Genomic DNA, 16,535 nt, shown 5'->3' on the forward strand with positions numbered 1-16,535 from the left:
CGCGGCCACGGCACCGACGGGCAGGCACTGTGCGCAGCGCGGCTCATGCGCTGGTCATCACGAGAATAGCCCGAACAGGCGCTTCTTCGGCTTGGCCGCCAGTTGCCGGGCCAGCTCGTAGCTCTCGCGCACGTCCGCACGCTCGTGCAGCGACAGCGAGCGCTCGAAGGCGGCGAGCGATGCGGGGTAGGCGCCGAGGTTCATGTGGCAATTGGCTTCCATCATGTACAGCTGCGCCGCCGAGCCGGGGTCCGCCTGCAACATCGCGTCGTCGAGCAGGGCGCGTGCGGCGTCGCAGGCCGGCAATGCGCTGCGGTAGTCCTTGAGCACGTAATGGCAGTTGGCCTGGTAGTAGTGCGTGTAGAAGTCGTCCGTGCCGTCGCGCTGCACGGCGAGGAAGTCCTGCAGCGCGGCCTTGGTGTCCGGCAGATAGTACAGCAGCAGGTAGCCGCGCCCGTGCCGCGAGCGCTTGAGCGCCTGCGCGTCCTGCTGCTGCGCGGCCTGGGCGATCAGCGTGGTGTAGGCGTCGACCGCGGCCGGATATTCGCGCGCCTCGCCGAGCGCGCTGGCGTGCACGAACAGCGTGTCCAGGTCGTGCGGATTCGCCTCCGCCGCCGCCCGCGACAGGGCAGTGTCGACCTGCTGCGGCTGCAGCCCGCCCAGCGCCCGCGCCGCGGTGAGCCGGTGGTGCGCCTGCACCAGCGCGTACATCCGCAGCAGTTCCGGATCGGCCTGGGCGTCGTCGGGCAGCGCCTCGAACGCTTCCTGCGCCGCATCGGCGATCTCCAGCACGTCGGCATGGCGGCCGACACGGTTGAGATGGCTGCAGGCCGCCTGCGCGCAATCCAGGAACAGCGGCGTGTCCAGTTCGTAGTCCATCATCAGGGTCAGCGCCAGGTCCGCCGCCTCGGCGCGCAGGCCCTGATGGCGATAGGCCTCGCGCAGGTTCTGGTACAGGAACTGGAACTGGCTGTGGCGCAGGCCCTCCTCGAGGATGGCCTGCGCCTGCGCGTAGAGGCCGCGGTCCATGTACAGGATGCCGAGGTTGTTGCAGCACATCGCGAAGGTGTGGGTGTCGGTGTTGCAGGTGGCGGTGTCGCCCAGTTCCAGGCCCTGCCGGAACAGCGTGGTGCAGTGTTCGTAGAGCGCGAACTGCACGGCGTCGACGTAGCCGGCGTCGGCCGGATCCAGCCCCGCGTGCTTCCATTTGCCGATGGACACACCGGCACCGTAGTAGTGGCAAGCGTTGCCGTCGCGGAAGTCCAGCTGCAGCAGTTGCGGCGACTGCCCGGCCGGCAGCGACTCCATCTCGAACAGGCGGACCTGCAGGTCCACCTGCGGCTGCAGCGCCTGCGCATTGCGGTAGGCGCCGATCGCGGCGGCGTGTTCGTCCAGCCAGTAGTGCGCGCTGCCGAGCAGTCGGTGCGCCTCGGCCTTGTCCGGGGCCAGGCCGATCGCGCGCCCGGCCCAGTCGGCGACAGTGCGCAGCGCCTGCTCGCGGTTGTTGTTGAAGTGCGCGCTGCGGTCCAGGTAGATCAGGCACTTCATCAACCATGGCCCGGCGTCGCCCGGCGCGGCCTGGATCCGCGCGTCGCAGCGCTGCATCAGCAGCGCGAGGTCGGCCTCCTGCAGGTGATCGAGCGCGCTCGTGCCCGACCACAGCGTGTACAGGCCCTCGAAGTCGTCCTGGTGAAGGGCGGCCATGCCGCGTTGGATCAGGGTCTGCATGCAGCGGTGCTCCGGAACAGGGCGGTGCGGGAACCGGCAGCAGCGCGCGGCAGCGTCTCCCGCGGGGGACGTTGCGGTAGATAGACGAGCCAGTGGCGGCTTTCCCTACCGTGCTCGGAGCCGATCGGGCGCGAGACGGACTGCGCGTACCGTACCTGGGCGACACGCCCTAGGGCGCCGCCGCCCCGAAGCGTCGGTTGTACTGCACGAACAGCTGGCGGCCGACGGTATCGAACCAGGACATGTCGTAGAACGGGTACACGACGGCGCTGCGGTCGCGCGGGGGCATCGCGTCGAACAGATTGGTGGCGCCCAGGGACAGCGTGCTGCGCGCATCCAGCCGGCGTTCCACGGTGGCATTGACGCGGTAGCTGGCGCCGATCCACGCCGGCAGCCCGCTGCTCGGGTCGTAGGTGCCGGCGGAGGAGGCCCAGCTGGGCAGGCGCCCCAGCCGCTGCGCATGCAGGGTCGCCGACCAGGCCTGGCGCGACCAGGTCAGGCTGGCGCTGGCCTTGGTGCGTGGCATGTCGACCCGGCTGTTCACCGCGAACGCGTCCTGCATCGGTTCGCCGGCGTAGAGCTGGGTGCGGTATTCGCGGACCCAGGTGTAGGCGAGCGATGCGTCGAACGTGCCGAAGCGGGTCTCGCGTTGCCCATGCAGCAGCGCATCGACGCCGCTGGTGGTGGTGCGGGCCAGATTCATCGGGCCCAGGGCCACGGCGTAGAGCCGTCCATCTGCCGTGCGGACGACCCGCGAGATGCTCTGCTGGCAGGCGGGCGAGGCGAGCGGGCGGCGGCCGAGGCGGCAGTCGGCTTCGTCGCGCAATGCGCGGTCGGCGGACAGATCCTCGACCTGGTCGCGCAGGTCGATGGCGAAGTAGTCCACGCTCAGGTCCAGCCCCTGCAGCGGCGACCAGACCAGTCCGGCGGTCCAGGCGCGGCTGGTTTCCGGTTTCAGCTCCAGGTTGCCGGCGCGCCGGCGCAGCAGCGGCTCGTTGTCGAAGCGGCAATCGGCTGCGGCCACGGCGGCATCTTCGCGGGCGCAACGGACGTAGTCGGTGCCCTGGCTTTCGTCGATGCCCTCACCGGCGTACAGGTAGTGCAGGTCGGGGGCGCGGAACCCCAGGCCCTGCGAGGCGCGCAGCAGCAGGCGGTCGCTGGGCCGCCACTCCAGGCCGGCGCTCCAGGTGAAGCGGCCGATCTGTCGGCCGGAATAGGCGTAGCGGTCGTAGCGCACCGCACTGTCCATGGTCAGCGGTTCCAGCAACGGCAGGCGCAGTTCCGCGGCCAGCGCCCAGCGCCGGCGTTGGCCGGCGCCGTCGGCATCGCGCCAGCTGTAGTAGTAGGACCGGGTCGCCAGCGGATCGGGGTGCAGGGCGTAGGCCTGCTCGCCGACTTCGGCGGTGAGCGCGAAGCCGGCATCGCCGCCGCGCAGGCCGAACAGCGCAGGCTGGCGCAGCGTCAGCGTGGCCGCGTCGACCCGCGTCTGCGGGCGGTAGGTGGTGCGCGCGGCGATCGCGGCGTACTCGGCGGGCGTCAGGGCGGTGTACAGCCGCGCCGGATCGGCGTCGAAGCTCGGATAGCCCGAGCGCGGGTCCACGCCGACCTGCTCGCCGAGGAACCAGGCGTTGGCGCGCGCGGCGACGATCTGCGGCCAGGTGGTGCGCAGGCGCGCCTGGGCGTGGCTCAGCACCGCCTCGTACGACCAACCGCCGGTGCCGAGCTCGCCCTCGACGCCGGTGGCCACGCTGAGGCGCTGCTGCCGGTTGTGGACCATGCCGACCGCCAGGCCACCCATTTCCTCCGGCGCGAACTGCCGGTTCCAGTACTCCACCTGCGCGGTACGCCGATTGTAGAAATAGCCTTCCTCGTTGCCGTCCGGGCGCATGTAGGCCCAGGTCTGGACGCTGCGCATCAGGGCGATGTCCTGCAGGCCCACCTGCACGTCGGCGAACCACTCGGCACGCGTGCCCAGCGTGCGGTGCAGCGTGGCATAGGCATCGAGGCTGCGCCGACGGTGCAGCACGGTGCCGTAAGCGATGGCGTGCGCACTGCCGCAGTAGTAGCCGGGCAGGCCGCCGGCACCGGCGCCGTCGCGCGCGCTGTAGCCGGTGTCGTGCCCGTTGAGCGACGCCAGCCCTGCACAGGCCGCGGCGCCCGGGTCGAGGTAGCGGTCGTCGGCATCGGTGCGCAGGAATGCGCGCCGTGGTGCGGCCGCGCGCGCGGTGGGGGCGTCGTTGCTGGAATCCTGGCGGTCGCGTTGGTAGGCCCACAGCGGCTGCTGCAGGTTCGCCTCGATGCTGACCAGGCCGGACAGCGCCTGGCCGGAAAAACCGTGCGTGAGGCTGGCCTGCAGCGTGCGCGCATCGCCGCGGCTGCTCTGGCCGACGCGCACGTCCAGCGTGGTGCCGTCGGCGTCGCGCCTGAGCAGGATGTTGATCACCCCGGCGATCGCGTCGGAGCCGTAGATCGCCGAGGCGCTGCCGCTCAGCACCTCGATGCGCTCGACCATGGCCAGCGGAATGCTGGCCACGTCGACGAAGTTGCTGCGGCCGTTGAACGGCAGCGGGAAGTCGGCCACGCGGCGGCCGTTGATCAGCACCAGGGTGTGGTTCGGCCCCAGTCCGCGCAGGCTCACCTGTTCGGCACCGGGCGAGTAGTCGGCGCCACTGGCCGATTGCTGGCTCTGGGTCTCGCCACCGTTCTGGGTCAGCGCACGCAGCACGTCCGGCAGGCGCTGGAAGCCGTTGGCGCGGATCTGCTCGGCGTCGATCACCGTCACCGGCGCCGGTCCTTCCAGTTGTGCGCGCGGGATCCGCGAGCCGGTGACGTGCAGGGTGGCCAGTTGGGCCGGCGCCGCGGCGACAGGCGGCGTCTTCGCGGGCGTCGCTGCAACCGCCGGTGCGACGACCGCGGCCTGGCGCCGCAGCACGATGTCGCTGCCCTCGCGCTGCGCCTGCAGGCCGGTGCCCTGCAGCAGTGCGTCCAGCGCCTGCAGCGGATCGGCGATATCGCGCACGCCGGGGGTGGACAGGTCGCGGACCAGATCGGGCCGATACAGCAGTTGCAGGCCTGCCTGCCGCGCCAGCGTGTTCAACGCCGGCGCCAATGGCCCGGCCGGGATGTCGAAGCCGCCCGGCTGCGCGATCGCCGAGGCGGCGGCCGTGGCGAGCAGCACGCCCCACGTCCGTCTCCGCTGGATCGACCGCTGCGACATATGCATCTCCTGGTGGCGCGACGGAACGGGGAGGGCGGCGCGCCGCTGCACGGCGCGGCCGCGACGGCTAACGCCTGTGCAGGATCACCGCTTCCGCATGCGATTCCATCCGCACCGGATACTCGCGTTCCAGCAGTCGCGCGAAGCCCTCCAGATCGTTCCAGCGGATGCTGCCGCTGATCCGCAGCGCGTGCAGCGCCGGATCGGCCAGCACCAGCGGCCGCCGGTTGAAGCGGTTGATCTCGGCCACCGCCTGCGGCAGCGTCACGTCGTCGAAACTCAGGTAGCCCTGGCGCCAGTCCAGTTGCCGCTCCGCCTCGGCGAGGCTGGCACGGTGAACGCGTGCGCCCTGCGGGCCGGCCGTGGCGATGCTGCCGGCCGGCAGCAGCATGGCCTGGGTGCGGTCGGCGGCGCCGGGATCCTCCATGCGCACCAGGCCCTCGGTCACCACCACGCGCAGCGCGTCGCGGTCCTGGCGCACGTCGAAGCGGGTGCCGACCGCGACCACGCGGCGCGCGCCGCTCTGCACCACGAACGGCCGCGCCGGATCCTTGCGCACCGCGAAGAACGCCTCGCCTCGCTGCAGCACCACCCGGCGCGCCTGCGGCCCGATGCTGGCCTCGAGCAGGCTGTCGCTGCTCAGCGTCGCCTGCGAGCCATCGGCGAGGGTGACGGTGCGCAGTTCGCCGATCTCGGTGCGGTAGGCCTGGGCCGTCGGTGCCGCGGGCGCCAGCCCCAGGTACAGGCCGGCGGCAACGGCAACGCTGGCCACGGTGCCGAGCGCGGCCAGCAGCCAGCCACGGCGGCGGGGCACGGCGCGCCGGTGCGTGCGGGCCGAGCGCGCGACGGTCGGCACCTGCAGCGGCGGCGGGATCGACGGCCCCGGCGTCACCGCCAGACCGGTGCTCAAGCCGCGCGGCGCCGGTTGCCCGGCGGGAATGCCGGCGCCCAGCGCGCGCAGGCGCGCAGCTTCGTTCCAGGCCACGTCCAGGCGCAGGAACGCCACCCGGTGCGCGGTGGACGCCTCCAGCCATGCGTCGAGTTCGGCCTGATCCGCCTCGCTCCAGTTTCCGCTCTCGCGCCGCGTCAGCCACTGCGCGGCCAGCGCTTCAATCGCCCAGCTTTCCATCTTGCGGTTCCTGCACCACCACGGGCATCGGCGCGGCGGTCACCACCGCGCCATGGAAATGATCGGCGAGCAGGCGCACGCCCTTGGCCATGTGTTTTTCGACGGTCTTCTCGCTGATCCCCAGGCGCACCGCCACCTCCTTTTGCGAAAGTTCCTCCACCCGGCGCAGCCAGAGCACCTCGCGGCAGCGGTCCGGCAGCCGGTCCAGCGCGTGTGCCAGCCGCGCCAGCACCTGGCGGCCGCCGAGCCAGCGTTCCGGCGAGCGTTCTTCTATCAAGACGTTCAAGTCGTCCGGATTCCCCACCGCCTCGATGGAGACGATGCGGTTGCGCCGCACCCGGTCGGCCATCAGGTTGCGCGCGGTGGCGAACAGGAAGGCCTGCGGCGTGTCCGGCAAGGCGCGCCGCGCCGCTTCGTAGACGCGGGTGTAGACCTCCTGGCGCAGATCGTGGATTTCCTGCGGATGCGGCCAGCACCGCATCAGGTAGGCGACCAGCGCCGACTCGTGAATGAGGATGTGCTGGGCGAACCAGCGGTCCAGTTCATTGCGCATCGCGTCGCTCCCTGCAGGCGCGCCGCGCACGGCCGGCGCGGCGCAAGCGACGGGGCCGGCGCGTCGCTGCACCAGGCGGCGGCGTCGGTAATGCCAGGCAACCGCCGCAGCGGCAAAGCAGGGTGCGTCCTGTCACGCGCTTCTCCTTGAGCCGCTGCCATGGGGGACGCGGCGGTCTGCTTCGTCTATTCCAGCACGGGCCGAAGCGATCGGCCCGCTCATCCCCTCTAGTTTCCCACCAAGGACCCGGCCAATGCACCTGCTGTCCCGTTTGCGTCACCACACCTTCGCCCTCCTGCTGTGCACGCTGCCGCTCGCCGGCGCCACGGCTGCCGCGCATGCGGAGCCGGCGCGGCCGGAGGTGGCCAAGCAGGTCAAGGCCTACGCCTCGGCCGATGGCGTCAAGGTGTCCACGCTGCGCTACGGGCCGCGCGAGCGCCAGCAGGCGTTGATCCAGGTCATCGATGCGGACAGCGCCCTCGATGGCAAGATCCTGCTCGCCAGCACCCGCACCACCGACAAGGACACCCGCTACACCGTGCAACTGGACGGGCGCCCCTACGTGCTGCTGATCGTCAGCGACGCTGCCGGCGAGCTGTACCTGCCGGGCACGCCGAAGCCGGCCTGGGTGCGCTACGACGCGGACCTGTCGGCGCAGAGCAACCCGGAGCACTACCTGACCGATTACCAGGAGCAGGCGCATTGACGCGCTGCGCCGGCGCGGTGCTCCGACGCCTGTGGCCGTCTCTCGGCAACGTGGGCGAACGCCACTTTGCGATGATGCCGGCCTCGTCATGCGATCCTGATGTCATGAAGCCATCGCGGCCGGTTGCGCATTTCGCAAGCATGTGTGGCGCGGCTCTGGTCGCCGCGCTCAGCGTGTGCGCTGTCGCGCAGGCCGCGCCGCCGGCGGCGGCCGTGACGCGCTGCGGCTGGTTCGACAATCCCTCGCCAGGCAACGCCACGCTCGTGGACAGGGACGGCGAATGGACGGTCGGCCAGCAGGGCGGGCATCAGGCCGACGGCACGTGGCCGACGTTTCCCCATGCGCGCTGGGTGGCGACCGGGACCGGCAGTGCCGGCTATGGCTGCGCCTGTCTGGAGCTACGCTCGCAAGACGACACCCGGGAAGTGACCACGATCGTGTCTGCCACAGTGCAGCCCTTGAAGACCTGCCGGCAGGACAAGGCGCTGCGGGGCAAGGAGCCGGAGAATCCGCTGAAGTAAGGGGTTCGCTCCGCGGCGGATTGCCGGAGCGGCGCTGATCCTGGCAGTGTTGCTGCCGCGTCCGCGGATCGCGGAAACGAAAAAAGGAGCCGAAGCTCCTTTTTTCAGTGGCTCACTCGCATCGCAGGAGGCAAGTGACGCAATTTGGAGCGGGAAACGAGACTCGAACTCGCGACCTCAACCTTGGCAAGGTTGCGCTCTACCAACTGAGCTATTCCCGCTTGGGAGCCGCGCATTCTACACGCCTGCCGGGGGCTGCGCTAGCCCTTCGTTGCAAAAAAATGTCCGCCGCTGGCCCAGGCGGGCGGCAGGCGGTTCCGCCGCGCCCAAGGAACCGCGACCGTCGCCCCGGCCCGGCTCACGCCGCCAGCCACCACCACGCCAGCAATGCCACCAGCAAGGTCGCAGTGCCGCCCAGCAAGCGCGGCCGCCGCCACCAGCGCCGCGGCTGGCGGTCGATGGCATTGGCGCCGGCCCGGCGCAGCAGGCCGCGGGCGAACCCGTGGCGATCCATGCTGCGGTCGCACGCGTCGACGCAGGCGCCGCATGCGGTGCAGGCGTAGTGCGCGCCGTTGCGCGGATCGATGCCGGCCGGGCAGGCCTGCACGCAGGCGTCGCAGGCCACGCAGTCGCCGAGTTGCTCGGCGCTGAACTTGGGCAGGGTGCCGGCATACGCGGCCAGCGCCTCGCCGCGGCTGCCGCCCTGGCCGGCGAGCTGGGCGATGCTGGCGCGCAAGGCATAGTCGCGGGCGGTGACCGGGTCGAGCAGGCGCCGCCCGCGCTGGGCGATGCTGCCGTGGCCGCGTTCGCGGGCGCCGCGCGGTTCGCCGCGCATCGCGTCGTAGCCGATCAGCGGCGTGTCGCGGTCGCACAGCAGCGGTTGCAGGCGCGCGTACGGACACAGGTAGCGGCAGGCCTGGCTGCGCAGGAAGCCGGCATTGCCCCAGGTGGCCAGCGCGTAGAACAGCACCCAGAACGTCTCCCAGCCGCTCCAGGCGAACGGATGCAGGCGCGCGACCAGGTCGGCGATCGGCACGAAGTAGCCGACGAAGCTGACCCCGGTCCACAGCGCCACGGTCGCCCACACCAGGTGCCGCGCCGCGGGCGGCCAGTCGGCGAAGCGGCGTTCGATCCAGGCGAAGGCATGGCTCCACACCGTCTGCGGACAGGCGAAGCCGCACCACAGGCGCCCGGCCAGGGTGGTGAACACCGCCAGGGCCGCGGCAGCGACGCCCAGGGCCAGCAGCAGCCAGCCGACGTCGTGCGGCCACAGGGTCCAGCCGAACAGGTCGAAGCGCCGCGCCGGCAGGTCCAGCAGCAGCGCCTGGCGGCCCTGCCAGTGCAGCCATGGCAGCAGGTAGAACGCGGCGAACAGCAGCCACAGCGCACTGCGGCGCAGCTGCGTGTAGCGATGCGGCGGCGCCGGGCAGGCCGCGCTGACGGGCGGGGTGACCAGGCGCAACGGAATGGGGCGGGGCATGCGCAGCCCGCTCAGGACAGCGGCGTGGCGTCGTCGCCGTGCGGCGCCGGACGCAACAGGAAGCCGGTGAGCAGGCTCGAGGCCAGCGTCGCCAGCCAGAACATGAAGAACCCCACCGTATAGCCCAGTTCGCGGCTCAGCTGGCGGCCGGGGAAGGTGATGTCGCGCAGCGCCAGCGGATCGACCAGGGCGAAGAACAGCACGCTCATGGCCCCGGCGACCAGGAAGCTCGGCCACAGGATCACCCCCAGCCGCTGCACCAGCGGGCGCGGCGTGGCGGGATCGAGCGGGTCGAGCAGCGGATCGTCGGGAGACGCCATGACGGTGGATTCCATTGCGAAAGGAGAGTGCGGCATGCGCCAAGGCAGCGGCGCCACACGTCGCCGCGCCTGCCAGCCGCCTGGCCGCCGATCCCCCGTCGACACCGGCGTCGGCGCATGCCGCAGCTGCAGACTAGGCAGCGCCGGCCGGTCCGACATTGATCCTGATCAAGGCCGTCGCGGTGGCGGCGTGGAGACTGGTGGGCGTCGAGCGACGCGGAGCCAGCATGCAGGACGAGATCGTGGGGATGCCCTTGCCTGGACCGGAGCTGTGCAGCGAGGCCGAGGTGCGGGCCCTGGTCGAGGCGTTCTACCGCCGCGTGCGCGCCGACGCCGATCTGTCGACGGTGTTCGCCGCGCACATCGAGGACTGGGACGCGCACGAGCAACAGCTGTGCGATTTCTGGTCGGCGATGCTGCGCGGAACCCGCCGCTTCCACGGTGCGCCGATGCCCCGGCACATGGCCATGCGCGAACTCAGCGCCCTGCTGTTCCAGCGCTGGCTGGGCCTGTTCCGCGCCACCACCGCCGAGCTGACCAACCAGCCGATGCGCCTGCTGGCCGACGACATCGCCCAGCGCATCGCCGAGACCTTCTGGCGCCGCCACCAGATGAGCTGGCGTCCGTTCGAGCCGGTGTCGCCGCTGCCGGCCGCGTGCGCGGATTGATCCAGGTCAAGGCGGCCGCGCTGGGTGCCGCGCATGCTGGATCCATGGACATCCTCTCCGCGCCCGATCCCTCCGCCGCCTGGATCTTCGACGCCGACCTGCTGCGCCGCTACGACCGTCCCGGCCCGCGCTACACCTCGTACCCGACCGCGCCGCATTTCCAGACCGGCTTCGGCCCGGCGCAATTGTTCGCCGCGGTCCAGGCCAGCGATCCGCGGCGGCCGCTGTCGCTGTACGTGCACGTGCCGTTTTGCCGCAGTCCCTGTTTCTACTGCGGCTGCCACCGGGTGATCACCCGCGACCCGGAGCGCGGCCGCGCCTACGTGCAGCGGCTGCTGCGCGAGGCGGCGATGATGGCGGCGTGTTTCGAGGGCGAGCGCGAGGTGGTGCAACTGCACCTGGGCGGCGGCACCCCCAACTTCCTCGCGCCGGCGTTGCTGGGCGAGCTGGTGCAGGGACTGCGTGGCCTGTTCCGCTTCAGCGAAGCGCCGGACCGCGAGATGTCCATCGAACTGGACCCGCGCACGGTGATGCCGCAGGACATCGCCGCACTGGCCGAACTGGGCTTCAACCGCGCCAGCCTCGGCATCCAGGATTTCGACCCGCTGGTGCAGCAGGCGATCAACCGACGCCAGGGCGTGCACGAGACCCTGGACATCCTGCGCGCCTGCCGCGTGCACGGCATGCGCTCGGTCAACGTCGACCTGATCTACGGCCTGCCGCGGCAGACCCTGGAAGGGTTCAAGCAAACCCTGGAGACGGTGATCGCCGCGCGGCCGGACCGCCTGGCGGTCTACGGCTACGCGCACATGCCGCAGCTGTTCAAGGCGCAGCGGCGCATCGCCGACGCCGACCTGCCGGACGCCGAACAGAAGCTGGCATTGCTCGGCCTGGCAGTGCGCAGGCTGTCGGCGGCCGGTTACCAGTACATCGGCATGGACCACTTCGCGCTGCCGCAGGAAGACCTGGCGCGCGCACAGCGGCAAGGCAGCCTGCACCGCAACTTCATGGGCTACACCACCCACGCCGAGACCGACCTGCTGGGCCTGGGCGTCAGCGCGATCAGCCGCATCGGCGCCAGCTACAGCCAGAACCAGCGCGAGCTGCCGGCCTGGGAAGCGGCGGTGGACGCCGGCGACAGCCCGGTGCTGCGCGGCCTGCAGCTCAGCGCCGACGACGCCCTGCGCGCCGAACTGATCCAGCAGCTGATGTGCCAGGGGCGGGTGGATGTGGCGGCGCTGGCGCAGCGCCACGGCATCGACTTCGCCAGTTATTTCCGCGAGGAACTACGCGCGCTGGCGCCACTCTGCGCGGACGGCCTGGCCGACGACCGCGACGGCGTGGTCCAGGCCACCGCCCGCGGCCGCCCGCTGCTGCGCCTGATCGCCATGTGCTTCGACCGCTACCTGCGCCAGCCGGACCAGCCGGCGCGCTATTCGCGCGCGATCTGAACGCGCCGCGCGTTTCGCTTGCCGTTGGCAACCCCGGTGCCGCCGTGGCGGCGGCGCCGGGGATTTTTCGGTGGGGTGGCGTTGCGAGGGGATCCGACGTCAGTCCGCGATGAGTTGCCTACCCACTTTGTTTCGGGCGTTCAAGCTGGGCGGTATCCTCGAGAGCGTCGTGCAACGGGTTTCAATCTCAATCCAAAGACCAGCGGATGCCCAGGTCGTCGGGATCGATATCCTTCTCTCTGAGCGCCGCGATGATGATGTACTCCAGGCTGTCGCGATCCGGTGCGCCATCTACTTCGTCCCGGATCATCTCGCCCAACTGTTTCTTTTCGTCGCGGGAAAGCGGGCCACTCCACGTGTCCCTGATGGATTGGGCGAACGCATGCGCATGCTTCTCTCTCTGGTAGGTCTCGTTCACTCGCTTCTCCCTAAGCAGCCGGCGTGGCTGGTGTCGCGAGGTTTTTAGCACGGTGCCGGCCAGAGCAATGCGATGCCTGTGCCTTGCGTTTCGACAGTTTGCGGGTCATTCCATAATCGGATGCGCCTTTCCGGCGGCATCGTTGGCTTAATGAGAGAGTGCAACCCTGCGCTTGGCAGTTCTTGTTGCACAGCCGGAATGTGGGACATCGCTCCGCGAGGCGAATCCGGCATTGTCGGGAGGAATGGCGCCCTGGACGGCACAGATGCGCTGCCGTTGGCGTGTTTGGCCTGCCAGTGAATGGTGCCCGGAGCCGGAATCGAACCGGCATGGGGTCGCCCCCGGCGGATTTTAAGTCCGATGCGTCTACCAGTTTCGCCATCCGGGCCTGGTGCGAGTAGGTTGCCCGATCGCGTCCGAATTGGGAACCGTGCCAGCGTCCCAAGCAAACCCAGGCGCAACGCGCAGCCCCGTACCACGCCCAATGTGAACGCTCCGCTTTCTTTCACCTCGCCGAAAGGAGTGCGAAAGACAGCGTGCCTAGGCTCTGCCCCCATCAGCCGGAGAGCCACCTTGCGCGCCCAATGGAACATCCTTTGCGATTTTGACGGTACCGTGTCCCTGCAGGACGTGACCGACAGCCTGCTCGAGCACCTCGGGCGCCCCGGTTGGCAGGCGCTGGAGGACGACTGGGTCGCCGGTCGGATCGGCGCCCGCGAATGCATGAGCAAGCAGGTCGCGTTGCTCGACGGCGACGTCGATGCGCTGCACCGGGTGCTGGATGCGGTGCGGATCGACCCGGCCTTCGTGCGCTTCGTCGCGCAGGCCGAGCGCCTGGGCATCCCGCTGAGCATCGTCAGCGACGGCCTGGACTACGGTATCGCCCGGATCCTCGCCCGCCACGGCCTGCACCATCTGCCGATCATCGCCAACCGCCTGCTGCGCACCGACGCCGGTGAATGGCGCATGGCCTCGCCGCATGCGCGGCCGGACTGCCCCAGCGGCACCTGCAAGTGCGCGGTCATGGCGCAGCAGCCGCCCGAGCGCGCCACCTTGCTGATCGGCGACGGCCGCTCCGATTTCTGCCTGGCCGGCAAGGCCGACCTGGTGTTCGCCAAGGACGGGCTGCTGCGCCATTGCCGCGCCAACGGGATCGCCCACTGCGCGATCACCGGTTTCGACGACGCCATCGCCCTGTTGCCCGACCTGGCCGTGCCGGCCACGGCCGCCGTGTCCTTCCCGCTTCCCGTCACCCAACGAGCCTGATCCCGATGAACCGGAATGTTTCGCTTTCCTCGCTCGCACCGCTGCATGGCGATGCCGCGCCCGATCCGGAGGCGCTGCTGCGCACCGGTGCCGACCACCAGCGCGCGCTGAGCGATGCGCAGATGCTGGCCGACGAGTCCCAGTACTGCTCCTACGGCGACACCGTGCACTACAGCGAGCCGCCGCGCATCTTCGGCCGTTGCGACGGCAGCTACCTGTACGACACCGAAGAAGTGCCGTACCTGGACCTGCAGATGTGGTACTCGGCGGTCAACTTCGGCTACGCCAATCCGCGCCTGAACCAGGCGCTGACCCGCCAGATCGAGACCCTGCCGCAGGTCGCCAGCCAGTACCTGCACCCGACCAAGATCGAGCTGGCCAAGACCATCGCGGTCGACGCCGAGCGCAAGTGGGGCCGCAAGGGCCGCGTGCACTTCAACGTCGGCGGCGCGCAGTCGGTGGAAGACTCGCTGAAGCTGGTGCGCAACGCCAGCGCCGGCAAGAGCCTGGTGTTCGCCTTCGAAGGCGGCTACCACGGCCGGACCCTCGGCGCCTCGGCGATCACTTCGTCGTACCGCTACCGCCGCCGCTTCGGCCATTTCGACCGCGCCCAGTTCATCGAATTTCCGTATCACTTCCGCGGCCCCAAGGGCATGTCCAAGGAAGAGTACGGCGAGCAGTGCGTGGCCAAGTTCGAGCGCCTGTTCGAGACCGAGTACAACGGCGTGTGGGATCCCAAGGCCGGGCAGTGCGAGTACGCGGCGTTCTACGTCGAGCCGATCCAGGGCACCGGCGGCTACGTGATCCCGCCGCCGAACTTCTTCACCGGCCTGAAGCGGGTGCTGGACAAGTACGGCATCCTGCTGGTGGTCGACGAGATCCAGATGGGCTTCTTCCGCACCGGCAAGCTGTGGGCGATCGAGCATTTCGGCGTGACCCCGGACGTGCTGGTGTTCGGCAAGGCGCTGACCAACGGCCTCAATCCGCTGGCCGGCATCTGGGCGCGCGAGGAGCTGATCAACCCGACCGTGTTCCCGCCGGGTTCGACCCACTCCACCTTCGCCTCCAACCCGCTGGGCACCGCGGTCGGCCTGGAGACCATGCGCATGCTGGCCGAGACCGACTACGAGTCCATGGTCATGGCCAAGGGCGCGCATTTCCTGGACGGCCTGCGCGACCTGCAGAAGCGGCACCCGGAAATCGGCGACGTCGACGGCCTGGGCCTGGCCCTGCGTGCGGAAATCTGCCAGGCGGACGGCTTCACGCCGAACCGCAAGCTGCTCGACACCATGGTCGACATGGGCCTGGAAGGCGAACTGCGCCACAACGGCAAGCGCATCGGCCTGATCCTGGACGTGGGCGGCTACTACAAGAACGTCATCACGCTGGCGCCGTCGCTGCACATCAGCCACGACGAGATCGACCTGGGCCTGTCCTTGCTGGACCAGTTGCTGACCCGCGCCAAGCAGGTCGCATGAGCCGGGCGGGAGACGACGCGCGCGGTTCGCGTTGCCTCCCGCCGTTCGCCGCGGCGGCGGGCGCTTCAGCCCGCCGCGCGCAGCGCGATCACCGCATTGAGTCCGCCGAAGGCAAAGGAATTGCTCAGCACCGCCTGCACATGGCGGGCGCGCGCCTGGTTGGGCACGTAGTCCAGATCGCATTCCGGATCGGCATCGAGGAAGTTGGCCGTGGGCGGGACCTCCTGCTCGCGCAGCGCGCCGAGCGCCGCCACCAGTTCCAGCGCGCCGGCCGCACCGAGCGCATGGCCGTGCACCGCCTTGGTCGAACTCACCGCCAGCGCCTCCGCGTGCGCGCCGAATACCTGGCGCAGCGCTTGCGTCTCGCAGCGGTCGTTGGCCTGCGTGCCGGTGCCGTGGGCGTTGATGTAGTCGATCTGCTCCGGGGCCAGGCCGGCGTCCTGCAAGGCCAGGCGCATCGCCGTGGCGGCGCCGTCGATGCTGGGCGCGACGATGTCGCCGGCATCGGAACTCATGCCGAATCCCGCCAGTTCCGCCAGCGGCCGCGCGCCGCGGGCAGCGGCGTGTTCGGCGCTTTCCAGCACGAACATCCCGGCGCCTTCACCCAGCACCAGGCCGCTGCGCTGCGCGCAGAACGGCCGGCAGGTGTCGTCGCTGACCACGCGCATCGCTTCCCAGGCGCGGATCAGCGGCAGGCTCAGGCAGGCTTCGCTGCCGCCGGCGATGGCCACGTCGGCCAGGCCGTGACGGAGCATCAGCACGGCCTGGGCGAACGCGTGGTTGGCCGAGGCGCAGGCGCTGGACACGGCGAAGGCCGGGCCGCGCAGGCCGAAGGCGATACTGATCTGGCTGGCCGGGGCGTTGGCCATGCTGCGCACGATGGTCAGTGGATGCAGGCGTTCGGCCTGGTCGCGGTACAGCCGGCGCGATTGCTCGTCGCGGCTGAGTTCGGCGCCGACGCCGGTGCCGACCACCACCGCGCAGCGCGCGCCGAGCGCGGCATCCACGGCCAGGCCGGATTGGGCGATCGCCTCGCGGGCGGCGACCAACGCCATCTGGGTCATGCGATCGAGCTGGCCGGGGGCGATGCCGCCGGTCTGCGTGGCGTCGGGCGCGAACCCGGGCAGGGTCGCGGCCAGGCGCATCTTCAGGGTGCTGAGCGGATCGGGCGAGGGCAGGGCGGCGATGCCGCTGCGGCCCTCGCGCATCGCGCTCCACAGCGCCGCGGCGCCGAGGCCGAGCGCGCTGACCGCGCCCATGCCGGTGATGACGACGCGCCGCGCGTGCGGAGAGGCGCCCATGGCGCGTCAGTGCGCCGGTTGCGCCGCGCTGGCCGCCTTGGCCGCCAGCGCGTCCTCGACCGCCTGCACCAGCTTGCCGAGCGAACCGTCGTCCAGGTTCGGGTCGCGCTGCGGGAAGGTGATGTCGAAGTGTTCCTCGATGTCGAACAGGATTTCGATGGCCTCGAGCGAATCCACGCCCAGGTCCTGCAGCTTGGCATCGGGGGTCAGGCGCGCCGGGTCGATCTCGCCATGCTTGGCGACGATGCTGTGGATTTGCGACTCGATGGACGGGGTCATGGCAGTGCTCCGCGAAATGA

The 16,535-nt window shown here is 70.5% G+C and carries 15 protein-coding genes and 2 tRNA genes; 6 read left to right on the top strand and 11 right to left on the bottom strand.

Features of this window, described 5'->3' with window-relative positions; translation table 11 throughout:
- Positions 1 to 57: 57 nt before the first annotated feature.
- The 4 genes from M3U25_RS04355 to M3U25_RS04370 form a co-directional block, all read right to left on the bottom strand.
- Entirely contained in the window at positions 58 to 1,728 is a 1,671-nt protein-coding gene (locus M3U25_RS04355) for a hypothetical protein (protein WP_355499769.1), read from the bottom strand.
- Positions 1,729 to 1,897: 169 nt separating this feature from the next.
- Entirely contained in the window at positions 1,898 to 4,945 is a 3,048-nt protein-coding gene (locus M3U25_RS04360; RefSeq protein WP_355499766.1) for a TonB-dependent receptor, read from the bottom strand.
- A 67-nt stretch (positions 4,946 to 5,012) separates the two neighbouring features.
- Positions 5,013 to 6,074, bottom strand: coding sequence for a FecR domain-containing protein (locus tag M3U25_RS04365; protein WP_355499763.1), 1,062 nt, complete (start codon positions 6,072 to 6,074; stop codon positions 5,013 to 5,015).
- Positions 6,055 to 6,627, bottom strand: a complete 573-nt coding sequence (locus M3U25_RS04370) for a sigma-70 family RNA polymerase sigma factor (protein WP_242159882.1) — start codon at positions 6,625 to 6,627, stop codon at positions 6,055 to 6,057. Before M3U25_RS04370 ends, M3U25_RS04365 begins: the two co-directional genes overlap by 20 nt.
- Positions 6,628 to 6,880: 253 nt before the next feature.
- Between M3U25_RS04370 and M3U25_RS04375 the strand changes: the two genes are divergently transcribed.
- Both M3U25_RS04375 and M3U25_RS04380 read left to right on the top strand, forming a co-directional pair.
- Positions 6,881 to 7,333: a hypothetical protein gene (locus M3U25_RS04375; RefSeq protein ID WP_242159883.1), complete on the top strand. Its 453-nt coding sequence runs from the start codon at positions 6,881 to 6,883 to the stop codon at positions 7,331 to 7,333.
- Positions 7,330 to 7,854, top strand: coding sequence for a DUF4087 domain-containing protein (locus M3U25_RS04380; RefSeq protein ID WP_355499757.1), 525 nt, complete (start codon positions 7,330 to 7,332; stop codon positions 7,852 to 7,854). Before M3U25_RS04375 ends, M3U25_RS04380 begins: the two co-directional genes overlap by 4 nt.
- A 145-nt stretch (positions 7,855 to 7,999) precedes the next feature.
- Here M3U25_RS04380 and M3U25_RS04385 read toward each other — a convergent pair.
- The 3 genes from M3U25_RS04385 to M3U25_RS04395 all read right to left on the bottom strand — a co-directional run bounded on the left by M3U25_RS04385 (position 8,000) and on the right by M3U25_RS04395 (position 9,654).
- Positions 8,000 to 8,075: transfer RNA gene (locus tag M3U25_RS04385), tRNA-Gly, on the bottom strand.
- A gap of 137 nt (positions 8,076 to 8,212) precedes the next feature.
- Positions 8,213 to 9,334 carry a 4Fe-4S dicluster domain-containing protein gene (locus M3U25_RS04390; RefSeq protein ID WP_355499754.1) on the bottom strand — a complete coding sequence of 374 codons (1,122 nt, stop codon included), beginning with the start codon at positions 9,332 to 9,334 and terminating at the stop codon, positions 8,213 to 8,215.
- A gap of 11 nt (positions 9,335 to 9,345) precedes the next feature.
- A complete protein-coding gene (locus tag M3U25_RS04395; RefSeq protein ID WP_242159886.1) occupies positions 9,346 to 9,654 on the bottom strand; it encodes a hypothetical protein in 309 nt (102 codons plus the stop codon).
- 227 nt (positions 9,655 to 9,881) lie between these two features.
- Between M3U25_RS04395 and M3U25_RS04400 the strand changes: the two genes are divergently transcribed.
- A complete protein-coding gene (locus M3U25_RS04400; RefSeq protein ID WP_184502447.1) occupies positions 9,882 to 10,322 on the top strand; it encodes a group III truncated hemoglobin in 441 nt (146 codons plus the stop codon).
- Positions 10,323 to 10,366: 44 nt separating this feature from the next.
- Positions 10,367 to 11,773: an oxygen-independent coproporphyrinogen III oxidase gene (gene hemN, locus M3U25_RS04405; protein WP_355499749.1), complete on the top strand. Its 1,407-nt coding sequence runs from the start codon at positions 10,367 to 10,369 to the stop codon at positions 11,771 to 11,773.
- Positions 11,774 to 11,960: 187 nt separating this feature from the next.
- On the opposite strand, the gene M3U25_RS04410 is transcribed toward hemN, so the two are convergent.
- Both M3U25_RS04410 and M3U25_RS04415 read right to left on the bottom strand, forming a co-directional pair.
- Complete coding sequence (locus M3U25_RS04410; protein WP_242159889.1) at positions 11,961 to 12,191, bottom strand: hypothetical protein; 231 nt, start codon at positions 12,189 to 12,191, stop codon at positions 11,961 to 11,963.
- A gap of 301 nt (positions 12,192 to 12,492) precedes the next feature.
- Positions 12,493 to 12,579 (bottom strand) — tRNA-Leu (locus M3U25_RS04415).
- Here M3U25_RS04415 and M3U25_RS04420 point away from each other — a divergent pair.
- Entirely contained in the window at positions 12,552 to 13,457 is a 906-nt protein-coding gene (locus tag M3U25_RS04420) for an MtnX-like HAD-IB family phosphatase (protein ID WP_355499746.1), read from the top strand. The two genes, M3U25_RS04415 and M3U25_RS04420, sit on opposite strands and share 28 nt — an antisense overlap.
- Positions 13,458 to 13,462: 5 nt before the next feature.
- The gene (locus M3U25_RS04425; protein WP_242159891.1) at positions 13,463 to 14,935 is read left to right on the top strand and encodes an aminotransferase class III-fold pyridoxal phosphate-dependent enzyme; all 1,473 of its coding nucleotides are present in this window, start codon (positions 13,463 to 13,465) and stop codon (positions 14,933 to 14,935) included.
- Between the two features lie 65 nt (positions 14,936 to 15,000).
- Here M3U25_RS04425 and M3U25_RS04430 read toward each other — a convergent pair whose 3' ends face one another.
- Positions 15,001 to 16,236, bottom strand: a complete 1,236-nt coding sequence (locus M3U25_RS04430) for a beta-ketoacyl-[acyl-carrier-protein] synthase family protein (protein WP_355499742.1) — start codon at positions 16,234 to 16,236, stop codon at positions 15,001 to 15,003.
- Between the two features lie 6 nt (positions 16,237 to 16,242).
- Positions 16,243 to 16,515 (bottom strand): acyl carrier protein, encoded by a 273-nt coding sequence (locus tag M3U25_RS04435; protein WP_160947413.1) that lies wholly within the window; start codon positions 16,513 to 16,515, stop codon positions 16,243 to 16,245.
- Positions 16,516 to 16,535: the final 20 nt, after the last annotated feature.

The organism is Xanthomonas sp. PPL134, from assembly GCF_040595915.1.
Classification (GTDB): Bacteria; Pseudomonadota; Gammaproteobacteria; order Xanthomonadales; family Xanthomonadaceae; genus Xanthomonas_A; species Xanthomonas_A indica.

Excerpts from the sequence above, each read along its gene's own strand:
- M3U25_RS04370 (WP_242159882.1), bottom strand. The coding sequence starts at position 6,627 with ATGCGCAATGAACTGGACCGCTGGTTCGCCCAGCACATCCTCATTCAC.
- M3U25_RS04400 (WP_184502447.1), top strand. The coding sequence starts at position 9,882 with ATGCAGGACGAGATCGTGGGGATGCCCTTGCCTGGACCGGAGCTGTGC.
- M3U25_RS04355 (WP_355499769.1), bottom strand. The coding sequence starts at position 1,728 with ATGCAGACCCTGATCCAACGCGGCATGGCCGCCCTTCACCAGGACGAC.
- M3U25_RS04360 (WP_355499766.1), bottom strand. The coding sequence starts at position 4,945 with ATGTCGCAGCGGTCGATCCAGCGGAGACGGACGTGGGGCGTGCTGCTC.
- hemN (WP_355499749.1), top strand. The coding sequence starts at position 10,367 with ATGGACATCCTCTCCGCGCCCGATCCCTCCGCCGCCTGGATCTTCGAC.
- M3U25_RS04395 (WP_242159886.1), bottom strand. The coding sequence starts at position 9,654 with ATGGCGTCTCCCGACGATCCGCTGCTCGACCCGCTCGATCCCGCCACG.
- M3U25_RS04430 (WP_355499742.1), bottom strand. The coding sequence starts at position 16,236 with ATGGGCGCCTCTCCGCACGCGCGGCGCGTCGTCATCACCGGCATGGGC.
- M3U25_RS04390 (WP_355499754.1), bottom strand. The coding sequence starts at position 9,334 with ATGCCCCGCCCCATTCCGTTGCGCCTGGTCACCCCGCCCGTCAGCGCG.
- M3U25_RS04420 (WP_355499746.1), top strand. The coding sequence starts at position 12,552 with ATGCGTCTACCAGTTTCGCCATCCGGGCCTGGTGCGAGTAGGTTGCCC.
- M3U25_RS04375 (WP_242159883.1), top strand. The coding sequence starts at position 6,881 with ATGCACCTGCTGTCCCGTTTGCGTCACCACACCTTCGCCCTCCTGCTG.
- M3U25_RS04425 (WP_242159891.1), top strand. The coding sequence starts at position 13,463 with ATGAACCGGAATGTTTCGCTTTCCTCGCTCGCACCGCTGCATGGCGAT.
- M3U25_RS04365 (WP_355499763.1), bottom strand. The coding sequence starts at position 6,074 with ATGGAAAGCTGGGCGATTGAAGCGCTGGCCGCGCAGTGGCTGACGCGG.
- M3U25_RS04435 (WP_160947413.1), bottom strand. The coding sequence starts at position 16,515 with ATGACCCCGTCCATCGAGTCGCAAATCCACAGCATCGTCGCCAAGCAT.